13 protein-coding genes are annotated in these 23,941 nt (G+C 42.2%); 3 read left to right on the forward strand and 10 right to left on the reverse strand.

Annotated elements, in window-relative coordinates; translation table 11 throughout:
• The first annotated feature begins 95 nt into the window (after positions 1-95).
• Genes MHI21_RS23185 through MHI21_RS23195 form a run of 3 tightly spaced genes read left to right on the forward strand, consistent with a single transcriptional unit; the run spans position 96 to position 5,576 of the window.
• On the forward strand, positions 96-1,505 hold the full coding sequence (locus MHI21_RS23185; protein WP_254326128.1) for an efflux RND transporter periplasmic adaptor subunit: 1,410 nt from the start codon (positions 96-98) through the stop codon (positions 1,503-1,505).
• Positions 1,502-4,618, forward strand: coding sequence for an efflux RND transporter permease subunit (locus MHI21_RS23190; protein WP_342418979.1), 3,117 nt, complete (start codon positions 1,502-1,504; stop codon positions 4,616-4,618). Before MHI21_RS23185 ends, MHI21_RS23190 begins: the two co-directional genes overlap by 4 nt.
• Before the next feature lie 55 nt (positions 4,619-4,673).
• Complete coding sequence (locus MHI21_RS23195; RefSeq protein WP_254326130.1) at positions 4,674-5,576, forward strand: TetR/AcrR family transcriptional regulator; 903 nt, start codon at positions 4,674-4,676, stop codon at positions 5,574-5,576.
• Positions 5,577-5,706: 130 nt separating this feature from the next.
• Here MHI21_RS23195 and metK read toward each other — a convergent pair whose 3' ends face one another.
• The 10 genes from metK to MHI21_RS23245 all read right to left on the reverse strand — a co-directional run bounded on the left by metK (position 5,707) and on the right by MHI21_RS23245 (position 23,940).
• On the reverse strand, positions 5,707-6,909 hold the full coding sequence (metK, locus tag MHI21_RS23200) for a methionine adenosyltransferase (protein ID WP_013312298.1): 1,203 nt from the start codon (positions 6,907-6,909) through the stop codon (positions 5,707-5,709).
• Between the two features lie 331 nt (positions 6,910-7,240).
• A complete protein-coding gene (locus MHI21_RS23205; RefSeq protein ID WP_341162923.1) occupies positions 7,241-7,531 on the reverse strand; it encodes an alpha/beta-type small acid-soluble spore protein in 291 nt (96 codons plus the stop codon).
• 142 nt (positions 7,532-7,673) lie between these two features.
• Entirely contained in the window at positions 7,674-8,252 is a 579-nt protein-coding gene (locus MHI21_RS23210) for a hypothetical protein (RefSeq protein ID WP_342418980.1), read from the reverse strand.
• Positions 8,253-8,297: 45 nt separating this feature from the next.
• A complete protein-coding gene (locus tag MHI21_RS23215; protein WP_341162921.1) occupies positions 8,298-9,839 on the reverse strand; it encodes a stalk domain-containing protein in 1,542 nt (513 codons plus the stop codon).
• Between the two features lie 99 nt (positions 9,840-9,938).
• On the reverse strand, positions 9,939-12,302 hold the full coding sequence (locus MHI21_RS23220) for a copper amine oxidase N-terminal domain-containing protein (RefSeq protein ID WP_328801055.1): 2,364 nt from the start codon (positions 12,300-12,302) through the stop codon (positions 9,939-9,941).
• A gap of 542 nt (positions 12,303-12,844) precedes the next feature.
• Positions 12,845-14,191: an efflux RND transporter periplasmic adaptor subunit gene (locus MHI21_RS23225; protein ID WP_342418981.1), complete on the reverse strand. Its 1,347-nt coding sequence runs from the start codon at positions 14,189-14,191 to the stop codon at positions 12,845-12,847.
• 19 nt (positions 14,192-14,210) lie between these two features.
• On the reverse strand, positions 14,211-17,348 hold the full coding sequence (locus tag MHI21_RS23230; RefSeq protein WP_341162918.1) for an efflux RND transporter permease subunit: 3,138 nt from the start codon (positions 17,346-17,348) through the stop codon (positions 14,211-14,213).
• 352 nt (positions 17,349-17,700) lie between these two features.
• Positions 17,701-21,720, reverse strand: coding sequence for an S-layer homology domain-containing protein (locus MHI21_RS23235; RefSeq protein ID WP_342418982.1), 4,020 nt, complete (start codon positions 21,718-21,720; stop codon positions 17,701-17,703).
• Between the two features lie 190 nt (positions 21,721-21,910).
• Complete coding sequence (locus tag MHI21_RS23240) at positions 21,911-23,041, reverse strand: MraY family glycosyltransferase (protein ID WP_013312307.1); 1,131 nt, start codon at positions 23,039-23,041, stop codon at positions 21,911-21,913.
• Positions 23,042-23,178: 137 nt separating this feature from the next.
• Positions 23,179-23,940 carry a WecB/TagA/CpsF family glycosyltransferase gene (locus tag MHI21_RS23245; RefSeq protein WP_165177723.1) on the reverse strand — a complete coding sequence of 254 codons (762 nt, stop codon included), beginning with the start codon at positions 23,938-23,940 and terminating at the stop codon, positions 23,179-23,181.
• Position 23,941: the final 1 nt, after the last annotated feature.

Here is a 23,941-nt window from a genome sequence, read left to right on the forward strand (position 1 = left end):
TATCGGCGCACTATAATACATTTGAACTTATTAGTTCAAATAATACTGATTAGTTCACAACTCCAATTATGACCCTATCGGAAGGATTGATAATCATGAATAAACAACGGGCCATCATCATATTCACTTTATCCCTGAGCATCGCAATGACCGGATGTTCTACAGAAAAAAAAGATGCCGCTCTAGGTTCATCTGCACAGCCAACCGTTGTGCGCACCGCAATCGTCAAATCCACGCCACTTCATACGGCCTATAACTTGTCAGGCACTCTTCAGGCTTATGAGGAGAACACACTGGCTTTCCAAAATGGAGGCACTGTAGCCAGTGCATATCTCACTGTCGGTACTGCTGTACAGAAGGGCGCCGTTATTGCTAGTCTGGATGACGCTGACTACAAGCTTCAGGTGGCACAGGCGACAGCCTCCATCTTGGAAGCACAGGCTGGTATTGATAACGCACAGGCTAATTTACAGGCTGCTACCTCCGCGATTCAATCCGCCGATGCCGGCATTACAGGAGCTCGCGCGAATGTTAACAAGGTCAATAAAGGCGCACGTGCTCAAGAGAAACAACAAGCGCAAGCTACTGTAGATAAGGCACAAAGCGCTTATAACAAGGCCAAGACGGATAGCGAGCGTACACAGAAGCTGTTTGAGGCAGGCGCTGCTACCGCATCAGATAATGAAAATGCTCGCCTGAATGCTACCGCAGCCCTGAAAGACCTGGAACAAGCCAAGGAATCCCTGTCCCTTTTGCTGGAAGGAGCCACAGCCGAAGATCATCAATCCGCCCAAGCTTCCTTTCAAGATGCGCTTGCAGGTAAAAGCAAAGCCCTTGCGGCCAGTGAACAGGCTGCAGCTTCCCAAAAACAAGCCCATGCCAACTACGAAAAAGCCCTTGTTGCCAAGGGGCAGGCAGAACTGGCACTTTCACGCACACGTCTAATCTCTCCTGTGAACGGTGTAATCTTAGACAAAATCGTGAATACAGGTGATTTGGTCGCGTCAGGGCAAGCCGTCTATCGCATAGGGTCCATCGACCGCCTCAAAGTGCTGCTTCCTGTACCAGACAGTGAAATTAAGGATTGGAAAAAGGGTCAACAAGTAGAAGTGGCGCTCTATGAAGAGACTCGTCAAGGTACGGTGTCTAACGTCTATCCTTCAACCAGCACCGACACGGGAAGGGTTAACGTAGAGATTGTTATAAACAATCCACAGCGAGACTGGTTACCCGGTCAGGTCATTAAAGCTGCTCAACAGGTGACCGACAAGAATGGGATTCTCGTTCCTGCCGAAGCAGTCATTAACACGGGAAGCAAGCCTTTTATTTTCAAAGACATTCAAGGAAAAGCTGTTAAAACCCCTGTCGAGCTTGGTAATCAAGTTGTAGATAATCAGTTGCAAATCGTATCGGGACTTCGTGAAGGCGAACGTATTATCGTTAAAGGGGCAGAAAACCTGTTTGATGGAAATGCGATTCAGTCGGAGGAAGGCGGACGCCCATGATTGAGTACATCGTAAAAAAACGAAAAATTACATTGCTGTTTTTTGTCATGCTGATTTTGGTCGGAATCTTCGGCTTTTTCCAGTTACCACAGCAGGAAATGCCGGATGTCACCATACAGAATGCTATGGTAACAACAGTCTACCCCGGTGCTTCACCACAAAAAGTAGAACAAACCGTAACTAAAGAGCTGGAGAAACGCATTAAGGAAGTTGAAGGTGTTAAAACGATTAGTTCGACTTCTGGTAACGGATTCTCCTCTATTTTAATCGAATCCAAAAACGGAGTTGATCCTCAAACGGTTTGGGATAATATGCGTAAAAAAGTGCAGGATGCACAAGCTGATCTTCCTCAAGGCGCTGAAGTGCCTGTTGTAAATGACAAGCTAACCAGCTCTTTTATCGGCTCCTATGCCCTAACAGCTGACTCTTCCGCACCACTGTATAAACTAAATGATTTAACAACAACTTGGAAAGATCAGCTCAACACCATTTCTGGCGTATCTAGCGTCAAATTCAATGGTCTCCCTGATCAAGAAGTACGTGTTCATATTGACAACCAGAAGCTTCAGCAATACCAGCTGTCATGGGGACAAGTAGCTCAAGCGATCCAGTCTCAAATTGATCGGGTTCCTACTGGTAATATTGAATACAACGGACGTACCTATCAACTTATTGTTCGCGAAACCGAAAAAGCTGATGAATTGAATCAGGTCCTTTTGACACGCACCAAAGAAGGTAATCCTGTATATTTGAGAGATGTCGGCACAACGGAGCTGGCACATCCTAATACAGAATACTTTGCCTATGTAGAGGGTAAACCGGCCATTACGCTAAGTATTGGAGCAGAAACAGGCACAGACATCCCTTCTATGAGCGAAAAGGTCAATACCAAGCTCAAAGAACTGGAGAAAACACTTCCCGCAGGTGTTCACTTTCAAACTCTTTTTGCACAAAAGGATCAGGTAAGCCATATCTTTGACGACTTAAAGCGTGAAACGATTCTTGCGATTGCGGCCGTTATTCTCGTTTGTATGTTGGGGCTGAATTTGCTCACCTCTGCATTTGTTGCACTGGCCATTCCTATTTCGGTTTCGATTGCCATTATCTTTTTGCCTATGTTCGGCATCACTCTAAATCAGATTTCCGTTGTCGGTCTGATCATCGTACTCGGCATACTCGTGGATGATGCCGTAGTTGTAAATGATAATATTGAGCGTAGACTTACGGAATTAGGAGAATCACCCTCAGTCGCAGCTGTAAAAGGTACCAAAGAGGTCATGCTTTCTATTTTGGTTGCAACTCTGGCTACCATCTCAGCTTTCGCGCCATTGTTGTTTCTTCCTGGAAATGTAGGTGCCTTTATTAAACCTATTCCTGCTATTGTCTCCCTGACCATGCTTGCCTCTATGATCATGTCGCTCACCATCATCCCTATTTTTCGAGAATGGTATGAGAAGCGCAGACAGGCTCGTCACCCTCAGGGTAAGTCTAAACCAGCAGGCTTGCTCGGCCAGCAGATTCATTCTTTAAACAAGCTCTATGCACAAAAACTGATGCCTAAGGTCATTCAGCGTCCCTTGTTGACAGCCATGGTCGGACTCATGCTTGGAACAGCCGCCTATGGATTAGTTCCCTTTACCTCAGTTGAACTTTTTCCTGAGTCGGAAGATCCTCATGTCGCACTAAATGTAAAAATGCCTGTAGGCACTTCAATTGCGGAAACCGACCAGGTCGTTAAAGACCTTGCAGGCTGGGTGAAAAAGCAACCTGAAACTTCCAAGGTCGTCTACAGCGCTGGAGGAACTGCCCCACAACTGTTTAGTGACATTAATAGTATGGGTGGAAATATTAGTTATAACGAAACGGTGGGGCAGATTGCTGTCGTCGGCAAAGAAAACGTATTCGATCTCAATACGACAGTTGATGCTTGGGAGCAACATGTTAAGAAATCCTACCCTGGAGTTACAGTTACGATGTATGTTCCTCGTCTTGGGATTCCAGTGGGTAAGCCCGTTTCTATTCGTATCTCAGGTCAGGATCTGAATGAACTGCAAACCCTTGCCCAGAAGGCAAAGGAGCAGATCGCGACAGTAGAAGGCACAACAGGCATCGTGGATGATATAGGAATTGAACGATATGCATTGGAGCTTGAGGTCAACAAACAAGCGATGGATCAATACCTGGTAAGTTACACAGATTTGACTCGCACCCTGCTTCTATTAAAAGAAGGAGCCCAAGTCAGCCAATTTGATACTGGAAACAGTCTGGTAGATATTAAAATGTATTTGAATCACAGCGACGAGGAGCCAAGTAAGCTTTTCCAACAATTAAGTGTAGTTAATGCAGCTGGTAAGCAAATTCCATTAAACCAGCTTGTCCAGATTAAGCCGTCATTTGCTATTCAGCAAATCAAGCATTACAATATGGAGCGGACGATTACGGTGGAAGCCGATTTGAACGGACGAACTGCAAGCGAAGCGATGGTTGATGTTGAAAGTAAGCTGGCACAAATGAAGTTCCCAGAAGGCTACAAATGGGAGGTTGGTGGGGAAACCTCTGACCAATCGACCATATTCAAGGACTTAGGACAGCTGGCGATCGTTGTAGTCTTGCTCATTTTACTCTTGATTACTATGCAATTTTATTCCCTCTCCATTCCTATTATTATTATGACGACCGTGTACCTGGCAGCAGCCGGCGGGATTATTGGTATTTTCTTGACCGGTATGCCTATTGGTTTTATGAGCATCATGGGAATTATTGCACTCGCGGGCATTGTTGTGCGGAATGGGATTGTGTTAATTGAATTTATCGAGGATGCACGACATGAAGGAATGGAATTAAAGGAAGCCGTAATACAGGCGGCCGCTGCTCGCTTCAGACCGATTTTATTGACATCTTTGGCAGCTATTGTAGGTATGATTCCATTAGCACTATTGGGAAGCCTGCTCTTTAAGCCACTGGCGTTTACCGTCATTTTTGGTTTGTTATTCTCGACCTTGTTAACCTTGTTTGTCGTGCCGTCCTTGTATATGATCATGGCCAAGTACAAGATGCGCCGTCAACTCAAAAAACAGCAACACACAGTTATCACACGTGACCAACCTTTGTGATGTATGAAGTGAATTCGATGCTGTCGAGTTGGCCGGTCCCTAGGGGGAAGTATGTATGGAAAGTAAAAAAAATGATATTTTACAGGCGGCCATTCGGCTGTTCTCCAGAAAAGGCTATTATTCAACATCTGTTGAAGAAATAGCCAAAGAAAGTGGGATGGCGAAAGCATCCTTCTATAAATATTTTCAAGGAAAAGAAGAACTCCCTCTAGAAATGTGTATCATTCTGGAAAATAACATTGAACAAGACATCCGGGCTCTCTACAGCAAACCTAATCTTTCTAAGCACGATAAACTGCACGGTTTTATTGTACTTTACTTGAAAAATCTCGTTGAAAACAAAGTGTATCTCATGATGGATCTTCCTGAGCCTTCCATGCTTATTTTTCAGAATGAACAACTCAATTACGCATTCGAGAATCATGAATACAAATTGTACAGATGGGTTCGCGACTGCCTGATTGATATTTTTGGACCGAGCATTGAAGATCATGCATGGGATATGACCTTTGTACTTAAAAGCATTGTGTTTGAATATATTCGCTTCTTTGCCGATCGGATGAATGATGAAACGATTGAACATCTAACACAGTTTATTATCTTCTTATCCAGTTCCTTGGCAACCAGCCTGAACAATGCTGATTCAGCTCCACATTTGTTCTGGAGCAAGCAAGGCTGGTTACCTGAAAGTGCTCTAAGTAATCCCTTTGACCAAGGCCGCCAAATTAACAGCCTTCTCCACTCCTTGGAAGACAGTATACTGCTGTCTTCGTGGAGTTCAGAGGAGAAACAGGAGTGTCAGCAAATCTACGCTCATTTAAAGGAAGAGGCTCTGAAATCGAACCCTCAAAAAGGCCTCCTGAAAGCCCTTTTTGCGTATTTGGAGCAGTACAAGGAACTGCAAAAGGTTTGTCGTTTACTTAAAAATTTATTGGATCATGCACCGATATCCGAGTAGTCACTCAGTATTCGGTACTTCGGTGCAAATTCATACTTAACAGCGAAACACATCAAAAAAAGACTGTTTCATGCAAAGCATGAAACAGTCTTTTTGGGTTATTGCTTTTATTTTGATAATATACGAGGAATTACAGCCCCGCTTGTTCTTTTAGAATTTCAGCTTTATCTACGCTCTCCCATGGTACATCCAAATCTGTACGGCCAAAGTGACCGTAGGCAGCAGTTTGCTTATAAATTGGACGACGCAGATCCAACATGCGAATGATGCCTGTTGGGCGCAGATCAAAGTTATTTCGGATCAATTCAACTAGCTTCTCATCGCTTACTTTACCCGTACCGTATGTATCGACGTTAATCGAAACAGGCGTAGCTACACCAATGGCATAAGCAAGCTGAATTTCCACTTTGTCTGCCAATCCAGCTGCCACGAGGTTTTTCGCTACATAACGAGCAGCGTAAGCAGCGGAACGGTCCACCTTGGTCGGATCTTTACCGGAGAATGCTCCCCCGCCGTGACGCGCATAACCACCATACGTGTCCACAATAATTTTACGGCCTGTCAGACCTGCATCTCCTTGAGGGCCACCGATAACAAAGCGTCCTGTTGGATTAATGTAATATTTGGTTTGCTCATCCAGTAATTCGGCAGGAACAACTGGCAAAATAACCTTTTCTTTGATATCTGCTTGAATTTGCTCCAAAGTAGTATCTTCCGCATGCTGCGTAGAAACCACAATAGCATCAATACGAACAGGTTTACCATTTTCATACTCTACCGTTACTTGAGTTTTCCCGTCTGGACGAAGATAATTCAGTGTTCCATCCTTACGTACTTCAGACAAACGTCGTGCAATACGGTGAGACATAGCGATAGGCAAAGGCATCAACTCAGGTGTCTCGTTCGTAGCAAAACCAAACATCAATCCTTGATCCCCAGCCCCAATGTTTTCCGTTTCTTTATCTACTTCAGCAGGATCACGGCTTTCCAAGGCAGCATTAACCCCTTGAGCAATGTCCGGCGACTGTTCATTCAAAGAAGTCAATACAGCGCAAGTATTATAGTCGAAACCGTATTTCGCACGTGTATAGCCAATTTCTTTAATCGTATTACGTACAATGGATGGAATATCCACGTATTCCGATTTGGAGCTGATTTCACCAATGACGAGAACGAGACCAGTAGCTACCGATACTTCACATGCTACCCGTGCATTAGGGTCATTAGCCAGAAAGGCGTCCAATACAGCATCGGATATCTGATCACAGATTTTATCCGGATGGCCTTCTGTTACAGACTCGGACGTGAACAAATGGCGGCCTTTTACAGACATGAATTTCAACCTCCCACAATTAAAATACATGAGGATTTATTAAAAAATCCTGACATGGCAATGGCATTATTCAGATAACTTCAAGCTAACAAATGGCGGAAGATATCTTGTTACCTTATTAATAAAAAATGAACCTTTTCCGGTAGGAAAAGGTTGCGTACAAGCCTCAAATGCCATGATATCCTATTTAAAACAAGGTGTCAATTCGTGCAGCCCAATTACAACATTCGAAATTGAGGTAAGTTTACATGCAAATCATTTTCGATTCACATGTAAATAACCCTAGTCTATACGCTACTATATAATCAAAAACTTAGAAAATTATTGCTATTTACAATGTACCAAATTCAGATAAGCTACGTTCAGCAGATTGTATCAGTCGCTTAGTAATTTCACCACCAACTGAACCGTTCTGTCTTGAAGTCAAATCACGCCATGCTACATTTTGGCCCCCCGAAAACTCCCCCAATTCTGCAGCAAATTCACTGTCAGCATTGGGATGTATATGAGTATATTGAGGATTATAAACTGGTAGCCCAAACTCAGCAGCGATCTCATACTTCAAATCATCTAACCTGGCACGGCTTTCGGGAATTAATCGTCTTTGACCTCTTGACGCCATCGTATACACCCTCCACTAAACATATTGTCTTTCATGGGGTTAGTGTGTAGCGATTAGGTTCAATTTAGCCAAGAACAATTTACTATCCCAAGCAGTATTTAAGAAAAAGAGCCACCGAAAGCAGCTTATATACAAAAACAGTTTACTGAACAGTATAACCGCCTCGTACCATAACGACCAGACCAAACTTCTGACCTTCTTTTACTTGAATACCTCTTCCTTCTCTAGGAAAGGATAATAAATGATTTTTTTCGACAGCCTGATTATGGACAATTTCCGTTCCAGAAGTAATATCAATAGCACCACTGGCATCCATACTATACACAACAGCATAACCATTACGTAAAATAAATTCCGAGCCTGCTTTGGCAATCAGTTTTTGGCCAGGCTTTACATCAACTACCTTTAAAGCCTCTGTCTGCTCTGGTGTGGAAGTTTTTCCTGCACCAGAGGTCCCTGACGCCGTTGTGTTAGAAGTAGTGTTTGTTGCTGGAGCATTCGAACTAGTCGTTTTACTACTCGTATTACTTGCTGGTACTCCACCTTTAATTGCCTGAGCAATTTTTTGGTCAACATAGCTTTTGGTTACGACTGGATCATCAGCTGTACCAGGTTGTCCAGAACTGGAGGCACCATTAACTGAATTGTTCATTAAGGAACCAGCAACAATTCCTCCTCCAAGTAAAACAGCAGCCAATGATACTTTATAGCGTGATTTCATGAAGTCCTCCTACAGCAGGTTATAGCAAGTATAGTTAAGTTTTAATTATTGTGCGCTAGCTCCAGAAGAACCCTGCATAGCCCAAGGCTTATCAAAAGCCAACTTCAAAGTATCAATATTTGTAACTATATCTTCGGCCTGTTGCTCAGCAGTAGTGACTTTCAAATTAGCTTCATAAACCTGAAGCTCTGTAGCCAACCCAACATCAAATTGCTTCTTAGCCATATCAGCCGCACTTCTAGCACTCACCAAGCCAGCTTGAATCTGTGAATATTGGCTTTCCAATGCTTTGATGTTGTTGTAGATTGTTCTTACTGCTTCTTCGAGTTGTCTTTTTGTACCCTCTGTTGCATACTGAGCTTTCTCAACATTAAGCTGTTCGGCTTCGTAAGGTGTGTTACCTGGCGTACTAAAATTGTAAAGCTTCAAGCTCAATTCAGCCAAATCCACTTTTTGCTCACTCAGCCAAATAGCCGTGCTGCTGGTAAGTACTTGGCTTACTTTAGTTTCCACATTATCTTTAAACTCAGAATATACAGGTTTATCCTTTAATTCATAACGTTGCTCTGGTTTGTAACCAATCACTTGGTTCAAAGATACATATGCACTATCTAGATCTTTTTTTGCCTTCTCTAAAGCAGCTTGATTTTGAGTCAACTGATTAGTTGCTTGCGTAACCTCATAATCACTCGACATTTGATTATCTCTTTTAATTTGTGCAACTTTCAGCTTGCGCTCAGCATCTTCAATATTCAATGCAGCCAGTTTAACGGCATTCTGTTTTTGAAGAAGCTTATTGTAAAGATCCTTCACATTGTACTCAATGCCTTCTTTGGTCATATCCAAGTTCTTTTTAGCAGCCTCATAATTAAGGTTCGTTTGGGCATAACCTTTAAAAGCTTTGTCTTGTGCTTCATCACCTGCTTCTGCTGGAACAAAGTTAATATCCTTGCCAGCTTCTTTCATTATTTTCCCAGCCTGATCGATATTCGTTGCTGCTGTTTTAACTGAAGTACTATCAGCTATGGCCAGTTTAACTGCATCATCATAAGTCAAAGAATCATTATAATAGGTATCATAAGTAACTTTGGTCACAGGAGCTGTGAGAGGCTTACTGGATAAACTATTGGTTTGATCAACAGTAGTAGTATTACCATTAGCTTGATTGGAAATGGTCACTGTTCGTGTAGCCTGATCCCAATTTACTTTGGCGCCTAATGATTGGCTCACAAAACGTAAAGGAACAAGTACTTGACCCTTTTGAATTTGAGTTGCTGCATCGAGCTGTACAGGATTACTATTTTTATAAGCAAGTTTAGAACCAACATTTAAAGTTAACGTATCGTCATTTTTAGATGCTGTCACTTTTTTAGCTTTGCTGTCCCAATCGACTTTCGCACCCAAGCTTTCAAAAACACCACGGAGAGGCACTAAGGTTGTATTTTGACTAACAACCGGGGACTGGGTATATTGCTGAGTTACACCGTTAATAATAACCTTTATATCACCTGGTTGAGCTCCTGCAAGACTGGCGAACGCAGAAGAAAGAACCAATGTGGACAGTACTGCCACTCCAAAACGTTTCATAATTTCTCTCCTTTGTCAATAAGACTAATAAAAGAAAAGGGCTCCAAAAGGAACCCTCTTCTCATCTAATTCAGTTAACTCAAAAGAGTTGCTCTTAAATTAGTTGTTGTTTTCAACAGTTACTGTTTTAGCAGTTGCATCATAGTTGATGGATGCATCCAGCGCTCTGCTCACCCAGAAGATAGGCAGTACAGTACGGTTTTTGTTAGTTACAGCTTTAACGTCCATACGAACCACAGAACCGTTAATAGTCAACAGGTTTGTGTTCAGTTTGATTTGAGCAACGCGGTCACCTTTAATCAGGGTAACTGTGGAAGTTGCTTTGTCAAACAGGATGTTTTGTGGGGATACACCCAAAGCTTCAGCTGCATAACGTACTGGCAAGTAAGTGCGTCCGTTTTCAGCATAAGCAGCTACATCAGAAGTTTTACTTTCGCCGTTCACAGTGTAGGAAGTGCTTCCCAGTGTGAAGACAGCTTTAGTTTTAGTAGCACCTGGAGCTGGAGTTCCAACAGTTGCGATTGCTACTTCAGCAGCTGCAGTGTTGTTGTCTTTCCAGTTTTGAGTGTTGTCAGTTGCGCCTTTGTATGCAGTGTAAGAAACTGCGCTACCTTTCAGCTTAGCAACGATGTCACCTTGAGCTACAGTACGGTCAACAGTCAACTTAGGAGCCGAGATTGTGATTGTACTTGGAGTAGCACTTTCGCTGTCGATGTAGAAGCTCAGACGGCCTTTGTTGCTTTCTCCGTAAGTATCAGTAGATACGCTCTTCACTTTAACGTCACCAGCTGTAACTTTTACTTCTGGAGTAGAAGCAAAACGTACGCCTGTTGGCAATTCCAAGATTACTTCACGGCTACCGTCTTTCTTAACGAAAGCTTCTTTAGCAGCTTCAGTGATTGTGATATCGCCAACTTGTTGATCGCCCAGACCGATTGTCAGGGTTGGTTTGGAAGCAGCAGCCAGAGTAACTGCTTGTTTCACAGTCGCAACCTTAACAGTACCGCTCAGACCTTGGCTACCAGCAACATCAACGTTCAGATCGCCGGAGAAACCTGGTTGTGTGGCAACTTCAACATTTTTCAGTTTCAAAGTACCTGGATCTTTAGAGCTATTAACGTTCTTGAAAGTCAATCTCAAAGTACGTTTGTCGGAATCTGTGTAAGATACCTCTGCTCCACCCAAACCGTTAGTGTTTTCGAAAGATCCGGAAAAGTTGCTACCTGGAGAGTTACTTTCGAAAGTAGACTGCCAACGAGCACCTTCAGGCAAACGCAATGTTACAGTGCGGTTGTTAACAAAAGAACCAGCAACTTTTTCTTTAATTACGATATCACCAATTTTTTGCTCGTCATGACCAGCAAGAATTGTTGTTGGAGAAGCTACGGAAACACCGCCACCGATTTGACCATAGTTACCAACTACAAGGGAGCTAACGTCAGTAGTTGTGTTACCGGAGATACTAACAGTAACATCACCTTCTTTAGCGTTAGTTTCATCGTCAACGTAGAAGCTCAAAGGCAGGTTAAATGTTGTTTCTTTACTACTTTCTTTTTTCAAAGACACAGTCAGAGTGTCACCATCGACATTAGAAACTACATCACCAGATGCGATATCACCAAAGAGAATGCTAGCATCTTTTGGAGCGTTCCATTTAAAACCGCTAGGCAATTTCAGTTTGATGTTATTATTGTTAGCCAAAGCACCAGCTGTTTGTTCTTTCACTTTCAACGTTGCAGTGAAATTGTCTGTGTTAGAAACGGTATCCAAAGCAGACAAAGATACTTGACCGGAAGATACTACGTTTGCAATTGTAACTTCACCGCTAGTAATACCACTCAGGGAAGAAGCATCAATTGTAGCTTTTACAGGTCCATTGCTAGGTCCACTTACATTGATGTTAGCAAAGTTCAGATATACATCAGCGCTATCTTTGGAGTTATCAAAGCCCAGTGTTACTTTTGCAGAGTTGTTAGTCAATTTTTCAACTTTCAGTGCAGTAGCTTCATTATAGCCAGTAGCTGCGACATTCTTATCGAGTGAGTTATCTTGTGGATCAAGATATATACCCAAACCATAAGTAGCGTCAGTAGCGGAAGTAGCACGGCCAACCTGAAGATCTCCAGATTTACCAAATTCAAAGCCTTTAGGCAAAGTAATAGTGAAAGAAGCACCGTCAGCAATAGAAGCTTGGCTAATACTTATTTTCGATCTACCCAAAACAGCATTATCTTGTTGGTTTGAGTTGATACTAGGAGTACTAATTACATTGAAGCTAGAAGCCGCATGGATTGCAGTTGGTGCAGTCAATGCTGCGATTGGAGCTGCAACACCAGCAACCAATGTTGCTGTTGCCAGCACGTTGATCATTTTTTTGTTAAACTTTGTCATAACCTTTTTTTCTCCTCCTTGAATATAACCAGAAATATTATTTTTGTCTTTTTGTCGGATCTTGTCACTCATCAGTCGTTACACCTCCTTTCCGAGCTTTATGAGAACCCTTATAAAATGATATCTGTGACAATATCACAGAAGCTTGGAATCTAGTTGAAAGAAAGCGTCCATTTATGACGTACTCCAGTATTATACAATGTGATAACAATGCAGTAAAGATTTTTTTTAGCGAATTTTGTCTTTACGCTTTTGTACCCCTTTGTTTCATACTCACCCAATTAGACGTAGCATGGGTTCAAAAAGTTGCGTACGTTTCAAAAAAAATTTTATTTTTTTTTGATTATGTATTCCGCTTTCCACAGTCATAATTATACTATTGAACCTGTTCCTCCGTCATCCTACAACTTTTACCTTCTCAACCTTAAATGTACAAGGGTTATTTTCGTACATTTAAGTCGGTCTTTAATGGAGTATATTCGTTAAGAATTATCCATAGAATATATAAAGCACATAAAGTTTATAGATTCTCTTGAAATCTAATACTCTAATACACTTTAAGTAGTAGGAATGACGGAGAAACAGTGATTTACGGTATATATAACCGAGACAAATTACTTCACTACATTAATCTTCGCGCCATCCGTAAGCAGACTAACGCCCTTAACGACAACATTTTGTCCTTCAGCAAGCCCCTTGGTTACCTCAACCTGTTTGGCACTTTCCTGGCCTGTCTGCACTTCTACCCGCTTAGCAACAGTTCCCTCCACTACATAAGCATACTTCTTCCCTGCCTGCTCCGTAATGGCATCCTGCGATACCAAAATGTTTTTAGGAGCTTCTGATTTCATGTATACAGTTACAACCATCCCTGATTTTAATTCACCAGAACCATTAGGAACCGAAATCTCGACAGGATATGCCTTGAGATCATTATCCATTACCGGATTGACGGCCGATACTCTGGCCTCAATTCGCTTATTTAACGAGTCCACACCTACAGTCACAGATGAACCCACCTGCAACTTAAGAAGCTCAGATTCAGAAACGTTAACTTTGGCAATAATAGGATTGGTATTCGCTATTGTAGCAACCGCAGATTGTGCACTAACCATTTGCCCCTGGGTTCCTGTTACTACCGATATCGTGCCGGAAATTGGAGCTTTGACTACAGTATCCACCAATTGACTACGAGCTGTGTCTAAACTGGACTTAGCCTGATTGACAGAAGCACGAGCTACGTCAATGCCCGTTTTCTGTTGTGCAAGACGTAATGATTTTTGAGCATTATTATATGTTGTTTGCGCACTTTCTTTAGACGTTTGTGCATTATGAAGTGTGATCTGTGCATTCTCCACCGCAGTTACAGCCCTTCTATGCGCTATTTGAGACTGCTCTAACTCGGATTGAGAAAGAGCACCCGCACTAAACAGCTGTTGGTTGCGATTGAGCGTATTTTGAGCATCACGCACGGAACTCTGAGCATCTACCAGACTGGTCTGAGCTTGAGTGATCGTGTTGTCTTGCTGGACAAGCGCACTTTTGGCTTGATCCACGCTGGATTCTGCCTGCTGCACCGATTGCGCTGCACCTGACTCTGCCTGCTTCAAATTGGCCAGGGCAACCTGGTACGACTCCTGGGATTGCTTAATCGAGTCCCGCAAGTCCTTTTGGTCTATAGTAAACAATGTGTCGCCCTTATTTACTTTTTGCCCCACTGTAAGGTTAATGCTTTGAATTTTGCCACTAATTTTCGGAGACACCTGAGCCGTCTCTTTAGGAGCAAAGCTACCAATGATACCTGTTGAATCGTTAATGCTGCCCTTGGTGACTTTTGCCACTTGGACCGGAGTGGCTTGTTGAGCCGTAGTCGATGCGGCAGGGGCCTCCCCCCCACCGCAACCCGCTAATGCAACTGATAAAAGCAAAGTTGTAGCAATCAGAGCACTTTTTTTATTCATTATGTTTCTCCACCTCACCTTATATATGAACACTTTTTTGTAGTTTCGCTTCTTTTTTTAATTCTCTCTTCGCTTGTCTTTTTAATTTCCGATTCTTACGTTTTTGTATCATATTATCCATGATAACGTAGACTACCGGAATAAGAATCAATGTAATAACAGCTGCGAAGGATAACCCGAATACAACAACAACTGCCATCGGTGCTTGTGTTTCGTTACCCTCTCCTGTAGCGAATGCCATTGGGAGCAAAGCTAGTACAGTAGCCAGCGTGGTCATCAAAATCGGACGCAACCGCTCAGACGCTCCATGAATAATAGCTTCATCCCGATCTTGGCCGTCTTTTCGGAGCTGAATTATAAAGTCAATCATAACAATGGCATTGTTGACGACCAAACCGACGAGCATGATGTAACCCGTCAAAGCTGAAACACTGAGACTGGCCCCGGTTACAGCTAAACCGATAAGCACACCAATTACCGTAGGTGGAACGGAAAACATAATAACAAACGGTGTGAGCAACGATTCGAACTGTCCTGCCATAACCATATAAATGAGCACGACAGATAGCAAAATAGCTATCGCTAAGTTCATGAAAGACTCCATCATCTGTTCATTTTGGCCGCCACCCGTATCTGCACTGTAGCCCTCTGGGAAGTGAGTAGTCTTCAAAAGAGCATCTATTTTTTGATTAATAGTAAGAATATCCCCTGTTCCGTCAATATCAGCTGTAATCTGCACTTGACGCGTTTGGTCATCACGAGTAACAGTATCGGGTACAGACCGTTTATCAATACTTACTACGGAAGACAAAGGTACATCAATACCTTGTGAAGTGGTAATCCGCAAGGCTTGTAGATTTGACAAATCATGGCGGTTTTGATCTGGCAACGATATCTTCACATCAATCTGATCTTCACCTGTACGATAGCTTGTGGCGACTGACCCATTAAAAGACGTATTCACTGCAGATAAGATTTGAGTCGCTGATAAGCCATATCGACTCGCAAGCTCCCGATTAACAGTAATCTCATATTCTTCACGAACCGCACTCAAGCTACTTTTCACATTAACGGTACCTGGTATCTTTTTCACGTCCGCAACGAGATTGTCCGAGAGTTCTCTCAGGACGTCAATATCGTCACCTTTTAAGTTAATATTAACAGCCGCTCCGCTTGAAAGGCCTGTTGTAGACGCCATTGTAATCTCTGCATCCGGAATGCTATCAAATTTTTTACGAAGGCCATCAACTATAACATCTGTTGCCTGATGTCCATCCTTCAGTGTTACACTTAGATCTGCTGAGTTGGTTGGAGCTGCCCCTGAATAACCAGAATTGCCACCAGAACCAACAGTCACTGTCATTTTATCTAGATCCGGAACTTTCAAAATTTCTTTTTCTATATCTTGAACAACCTTTTCCGTTTCTTCCAAGACCGTTCCATTAGGAAGTTTCACGTTAATTGTGAATTCCCCAGTATCGGATGCTGGGATAAATTCAGCCTTAACGAATGGAACTAGAGCCCCGCCTGCCACAAACATTAATAAAGTAATAATTAACACAGATTTTCTATGGTTAATTCCCCACTTCAGTATACGGCGATACCCACCCTTAAATTTCTCGAAGCCAATATTAAACCACACAATAGGGTTAACACCCTTATAAGTACCTGAAGAATAAATGGATTCATCTGGCACGGTAGGTAGCCAACGTGATCCCAGCATCGGCACAATCATAAGGGATACAAGCAAGGCTGCAATGTGAGAGAAAATAACGGTTAACGCCAACGGTTTAAATAGAACTCCCGCAATTCCATCAACAAAAACAACTGGTAAAAATACTACGATCTGCGCAAGTGCAGATGCCATAACGGCATTACCCACCTGCTTGGAGCCATCAATAGCCCCTTGTAGCATGCTTTTCCCTTCATGTCGCTGTCTAAAAATATTCTCAATAATAACAACCGCAAAATCGACAAAGGATCCTAACCCCAGAAGCAAACCGCTCAGTGAAATAATATTAATGGTTTGTCCGGTGAAATACATCATCATAAACGTAGCTACGAAGGAAATTGGAATAACGATAGTAGCAATAATGGTAGAACGTATACTATTCAAAAATAACAGCAACACAATAGCTGCGATAATAAGTCCCAATATAGCATGCTCTACTAATGAGTGTACGGAGTCGCTAATGGGTTTGGATGCATCTGTTACCATCTCCAATTGAGTTCCCGGAGGCAATTCCTTCCGTATTGAATCTAAACTTTCCTTCACAGAATTGGCGATGGAAAGGGTATTCCCCCCTGTGGCTTTAGTAACAGAAATATTGATACTCGGCTTTCCGTTATAGGTAGAAATGGTTGTAACATCATCCAAGGAATCTTCAACTGTCGCGATGTCCTTTAGCTTAATGCTTCCCTTCCCTACTGGAATTGGCGTTTCACCCATTTCTGAAACAGCTTTATACTCACCTTGAACCCGAAGTTGAATTTCTGTAGTGCCTCGATAGACCGAACCAGCAGAACCAGCTACGTTATTAGACGATAGCGCCTGGTTAATTTGATCTAGCGTAATGCCATAGCTTTGAAGCTTGGCTTGGTCTACAGTAATCTTCACAAGCCGAGCTTGCCCACCTGACATGTTGGCTGCAGCTACTCCCGCAATTCTTTCAAGCCGCGGCTCAATAATATCTTCAGCAATAGGCTTCAACTTGTTAATATCCTGGTCTCCTGTAAGAGAGAGCGTAATAACCGGCGTTGCGTTGAGATCCACCTTAAGGACACGCGGCGAATTAGCCGCCTTGGGAAGAGACCCTTTAACCCCATCAACTTTATCTCGCATGTCAAGGGTTGCTTGATTGATATCTACTCCCCAGTTAAATTGAATCATGACCATAGATGTTCCTTCTGAAGACTCGGACATGATTTTATCCACGTTCTCAATAGAAGCCAGACTTTTCTCAATAGGTTTAGTAACCAATTCCTCAACTTCTGTAGGCGTTGCATTTGGAATACTAGTCACCACTGCAGCGAATGGCAGCTTCATATCCGGCATTTGCTCTACAGGAAGTCTTAACGCAAAAATACCGCCCCCGATTAGCAAAGCAATAATTAACATAAATACTGTTACAGGACGGCGTATTGAAAACTGAGACATCTCATCACTCCCCACTCACTTCTCTATGTAATATTAAAACACACACATCCTCTACTACGATGAAATAGGCGTAAAGTTTCAGATAAATGTGTAAAAAAAACATATAAAAAAATAATAAACACATTTTGAGATAAAAGCTTAAAAAAAAGCAATTAATTACAGACGTTTAAGCCAAATCCAAAATAAAAAACGTTGTAAGGCTAATCCACAGTTTTTACCTCATTGATATTATGGCATAGGCGCTTAATTCCAGTCAAATAGCTGATTTATAAAAAACATCCCTCTCATGTATATGAAAGGGAATTTCCATTTCGCATGGAGGGATGTTTAATAATTTCAGGTGTTTTGTTGATTAGATTTTAGGAAGCAGCTTTTTATCAGCCATAACTTTAGCCACAATAATTGCTGCATCTCCGCGCAAGGTCAAGGAAGTAGGATTAAACATATATCCTTTTTTCAGATCACTTGCATCCACAGGTGACCCTGTGATAAAGCCTTTCTTGGCGATAGCCAATATAGATGCTTGCGCATAGTAATCAATCTTGTCCGCATCTTTAAAGGTCTTAGACAGGTTCTTCATGATCTTGTCATGATCTGTTTCCAGCTTCAAATTCAATGCCTTGGCAATAATGACTGCTGCATCTTGACGCGTGATTACATCTTCCGGCATAAAGATTCTTGGTTGTGAACCTTTGACAATACCGGCACGCGCAGCTGTTTCAATATAACGATAATCGTATAGAGCATCTGCTGATATCGTATTTGGAATAGACACGTCGTCGAAATGCTTCGCTCCACTGAAATTAAGCGGAATTTGCAGACCTTTGACAATCATAGACGTGAATTCGCCTCTTTTAATGTAGCTGTCAGGTCCAAAGCTATTAATTGGATCCATTGGGTTCATGACACCTTTGGCCAATATAGCTTCGATGTAATCTCTAGCGTATTTGTGCTTAATGACATCACTATACGTTTCTCCAACCTTAGCAACTACATAGTAGCCAAAACGATCAAACGGTACCTTAATGGTATGTTTTTTCGGATCCACCACACCACCAATGTTCTGCCAATCTTTAAGATCAGAATCGAAATAGAACACTGTCATTTGTTTCCCTGCATCCTGAGCAATACTGCTATCATACGTCAGCGTCAATGTAGCACGCTTGGATGGTACTAACTCGTTAGATGGGTCGCGCCAGTAGAAGTTTTTGATCTTACTACTGTCATTTTGCGACTTGTTAGCCAATTGATAAGGATCAGCACCATAAGTTACTGGATCGTAATCATCCGTTTTAATGTCATCTGCTGTACCTGGATCAATCCAGAATACCGGACTCGACATATTAAAGCGGGCCGGAAAATCTCTGTTGAAGTATCTACTTCCATCTGCAATCAAGCTCTGCATATCGGACAATGCTTTTTCAGTTTCAAATTCATGACGGTCAACCACACCATCTTCGCTATTTGCTATTGCAAAGTACAAATTGTGACCAGAGAATACCTGGTTTTTGAACTGTTGCGGTTGATCGTAGTCCCGACGAATCAGACTCGTTCCCTTTGCAAAAGCAAGTGTAAGATTACCATCGAACACTTTGTGCGATGTTTTCATCGCTTCCATGTACTGCTCGCCAGGGATATTAGTAGGCACATATTTAACAGTAATGGTCTGTTTCAGTTTTTCCTTGCCTACAGTAACCACTACATCAATTTTATTATCTTTGTTGGCTTTTAGACCTGTAACGATGGCTTTGTAAGTTGATGGATAATCAATGGTGCCATCATAATCAGAGTCGAAACCCTCTTGAACTGCTATTTCTTTACCTACCGTAACACTATCTGCATTACCTGCATTTACAACAACTTGCACAAAGTTTTGATTCACGATTCTCTTTTCAGGGAGCGGACGCAAAATATCAAAAGATGTGGATTGACCGGATACTTGCAGTCGGAAAGTAGCAAATGGTCCGCTCTTGCCGCTATTGTACAAGGTAATGTTATAAGCTACCGGTGTTCCATCTTGCGAAATAGTTTGGTTTTTCAACACAAAGCTGAAATACTTTTTGTCTGGATGGTAGTACACAAGCAGGTCTTTTAAATCTTTATTTGTAAATTTATCTGTAGTAGAACCGGAATTGTATGTTGTCTTAGCATCTTCTGCTGAGAAAAACTCGTTACTCAGTGTCCAGTTGACTTCACTGTCATCCGATCCCTTAATCTCCAAAATATATTGATCTTTATTAGCAATATCACTTAACGAACCATTTACCTGATCTGCTTTACCCAAATCAGCAATACTGAAAGTACCAAATACATTGATATTTTTCAGAGATGTATTGTAGTTAGTATCATCCACTTTGGTGAAATTAGCATCTTTTGATTTCGGAGCAATTTCGCTATATTTCGGCGTATTGCTCAAGCCGCTAACTGGTGTAAAAGGGATGATTCCTTGTGTGTTGGGAACAGGAATTACTGGAATATTCGTCTGTGTAAAGTTTACTTTTACCGTATTGCTGTACTCAATACCTGGCTTGTATACAAACTTGATTTCATTATTCCCGTTTGCCAAAGCATTGGCTGCGGCTGTGTCCGAGGAAGCAGCAAGTTTGAAGTCCGCTCCTGAACCATCCAAATCAACCAATACATTATTAATATACAGGAATACATTTCGGTTACTTCCAGTGTAATGAATATCTGCTGCATTGCTCACATCAAGCAATTTACCTTTAAAGTAGCCCAGTTGAGTCAATTTATAGGTATTCAAGTTTGAGCTGGATGTATTCAACGGAATTTGTTGCCCATCATAAATCGTATCGTATTTCATGAACGGACCCTGCAACAGATTCACCGTTGCTTTAATTAACTTGGTCGAGTCACCATTCAGATAAAAATTCAGTACATTTTGTCCTTCTTTAGGCAAAGTGTCTACATAAGCAACAATTTTCTTCACTTGCGTTGACTTACCATTGATTGTACGAATCACATCTTGAGGCGATCCTACAATATGAACCGATACTCCAGAAAGCTCACTAATTGAAGAAGGTGCGCCATTAACAACGATAAACTCCATACCTACAGGTACAGATGCAGCATCTGTAGTCTTGTTCTTCATAGAGCTACCTGTTAATTTCATAGCTTCATCTAGGGCAGCTGCCTGATCAGACCCGCTTCCATTAGTTCTATTCAACAATTGAGTATTAAAATCAGGAAGATAGTTAACATCATCAATATACGGCTGAGTGCTGCTGCGCAATGTAAATTGGACAGCCGATGGAGCCGGTGGTGTACTGCTATCCGTATAAGTTATGCCCAGGGATGCTCTGGTCAAATGATCAAGTACAGCTTCCGAAGGTACAGTCACCTGAAATGGATATACTTTATAACCATTTGAAGTAACTACATTTGCAGTATCAATTGTGGCATCAACCCCAGTCGCACTACCCACAGCACTACCATTGTTACTCACATCGGTAAAACGTGCATTGATTGTGGCCACTCCTGGATCAGTTGCACCGCCTGGCACCAAAACATTACCTTTTAAAACCACACCACTTGTAGACGATACGGTAAAGTCAGGCGAAGTGGCCAAATCAGCAGAAACATTCCCATCCTTATTCAGGGTCAAATCAGAAAATTCCGGTTTACCCGTATAAATCGTAATTTCACGTGTAACTGTAAGAGCCTGAGTTCCGTTATTCACTTTAATGGTCACTATATTTTTACCCGGACTCAGTACAACACTACCCGTTAGTTTGTAGCCAGTGTAAGAGTTAACTGTATACGTATTACTGCTTTTTGCAGACGTGAGCGTTACACTGTCAGCATTAGGAGCCGTACCTTGAATGACTACTTTCACATCATCCGTACCGCTATTGCGTGCGTCTGTCAGCACCGCTGTCTGATTCTCAAGCAACTGCTCGGTTTCACCATTCAACGTAGCAGATAGATCATAAAGCTTAGGCCCATCCTGATACTCAATGTAAATGGAGTCCTTCATATCAGCCGAATTTTGGCTACTTTGAAATGTAATCCGGTTCAAACCAGGAAACAGTTTAATGTCTGTAACTTTAAGCGTAGAGCCACTGACTGTAATTCCGCCTTTTTGACTCTCGTTCTTATTAACCACGTTAAGGTTTGTTCCATTTTTAGAGAGTTGGAATACACTATAAGATATAGTACTTCCGTTCACTCCGTTAATCGTACCGTTAACTGTAACTCGGTCAGTGTTTACCATTCTAGCCGAATCCACATCATATTTTTCACTTGGAAAAATAAAATAAGTTCCCGTCGCAGCATGAGCCGTACCTACCAGGGCCGCCGGCACCAAGCCAATGATGAGACCAACCGTCAGCAACATGGATAGCAATCGTTTCAAATCATTGTCCTCCTTTGATTCTGTCGCACCTTGGGGTACGTAATCATTCAATACTTTTTTTATCGGTAGTAAACATACAAAAAATTAGTAAATTCTCAAAAAAGGAGGGAGTTTTTTTACAGCAAACATCAAAAAAGCCTTCAAACCCGCGGTATACCGCCAAGCTTGAAGGCTTACTTTTAAATTGAAATTATAATTTCGAACGTGTTTGTGAATCTGGCTTAGCCAGCAACCGAATCAGTGTATTAATAACTGGGCGTTTGGTTTTGCCAACAAGACCAATAACCTCTGCACCAATCTGTAGGAAGAACATCATAATACAAATCACGACAAAGGTGACCCAGTTCGCTTCATTAAGCGCAGCAGACGATTGAATCACGGCCAATACACCGAAAAATGCAGCAATACCGTAGATAATCAACACTGTCTGTCTGTGACTGAAACCTAGTTCGCGTAAGCAGTGATGCAAATGACCTTTATCCGGAGAAAAAATCGGTTTTTTCTGCAACTTGCGACGAATGATAGCGAAGAATGTATCTGACAAAGGTACACCGATAATAATCAATGGCGTAATAAAAGATACGATAGCAATTTGCTTGAAACCAAGCATGGATAGCATGGCCAGACAGAAACCTAAAAATAATGACCCTGTATCACCCATGAATATCTTCGCAGGATGAAAGTTAAAAAATAAGAATCCGATAATACTGCCCAGCAGCACAAGACAAAGCATAGCTACCATGTAATTGCCCATCAATACCGACATCACAAAGATAGTCCCAATCGCAATTCCTGAGACACCTGCAGCCAGTCCATCCAGACCGTCAATCAAATTGATGGCATTCGTTACACCTACGATCCAGAAAATCGTAAGCGGAATGGAAATCCAGCTTTCCAAAGATGAGTATGCATCCTGAAAAGGTACATTTACAAAATCTACACGAATATCAAAAGCAAACACGACCATACACGCAACGGCAATTTGAGCCAAAAATTTCAATTTTGCATTGAGATCAAAACGATCATCGAGAGCACCAATCAGTGTAATCAGCGTGCCGCCAATCAGAAAGGCTGCGATAAAGTTAATATCCCGAGAGGACAGCATTCCGTCAGGCACAAAAGGTAACACCGCCAATAAGGACAACAGAAATGCCAAGAAAATCCCCAGTCCGCCAAGACGCGGCATAATTCGGGTATGTACTTTTCGGGCATTCGGTACATCGACGGCTCCAACCTTCACAGCGAATTTCTTGACGAGCGGTGTCAGTAACAGCGCAAGTCCCAGTGCCATGATGAACCCAATAATATAGATCAATAACATTTGATCATTCGACCCCCAATTTTAAAGCAATCCCTTTTCAGATGTAACCGCATTGAATTATACTCTGATCAAAAATAAATACCAAGCTTCATATTCTGGCAAATTAGCGGGTTTTGAAGGCAGATTCAAGCTATTTATCACACTTTTGTGACGTTTTCTTTTTCGCGCATCACTTTCGCGGCGAATTTCGGCAGCGCAAGCATTCTTTTGTATCGGCTTGGCTCTTTGAGGAGTCTATATAACCATTCAGCCCGTAGCTTTTGGAACAATTTAGGTGCGCGTTTGGTTCTGCCTGATATAACATCGAAGCTACCGCCAACCCCCATCATCACCGGTACACCCAGTTGTTCCTTATATTTACCAATCCAGGGTTCCTGTGTGTCCGCTCCACGTGCTACAAACAACAAATCGGGATTTGCTTCACGAATGGCTGCAATCACCGCTTCATCCTCTTTAGGTCCAAAAAAGCCATCACGCTTGCCACAAACCGTAATCCGGGGATAAAGCTCATGTACCCGCTTTGCGGTCGCTTGAATCACCTCAGATGTTGATCCCAGTAAATAAACCTTCCAATGATAGTTTTCTCCAGCTGCAAGTAATTCATGTAACAAGTCAAAGCCCGCTACCCGCTCAGGTACAGGATGTCCTACATAGTTTGCAGCCCAGACCACGCCAGTCCCATCTGGAACAATCAACTCTGCCTGTTTCATCACGTCCATGTACACTGGATCTTCCAATGCAGCCATTACCATAATCGGATTGGCAGTGATCACTTGATGGGGCCGGCGAGACTCCACTGCTTGAATTAATACATTTAATGTATCTTTCATATTAAGCCTTGATACCGGAACACCGAAAATCGGGACGGTAGGCACATTCGTAACCTTATCAACTGTCACT

This window comes from Paenibacillus sp. FSL H8-0168 (genome assembly GCF_038592955.1).
GTDB lineage: Bacteria > Bacillota > Bacilli > Paenibacillales > Paenibacillaceae > Paenibacillus > Paenibacillus polymyxa_B.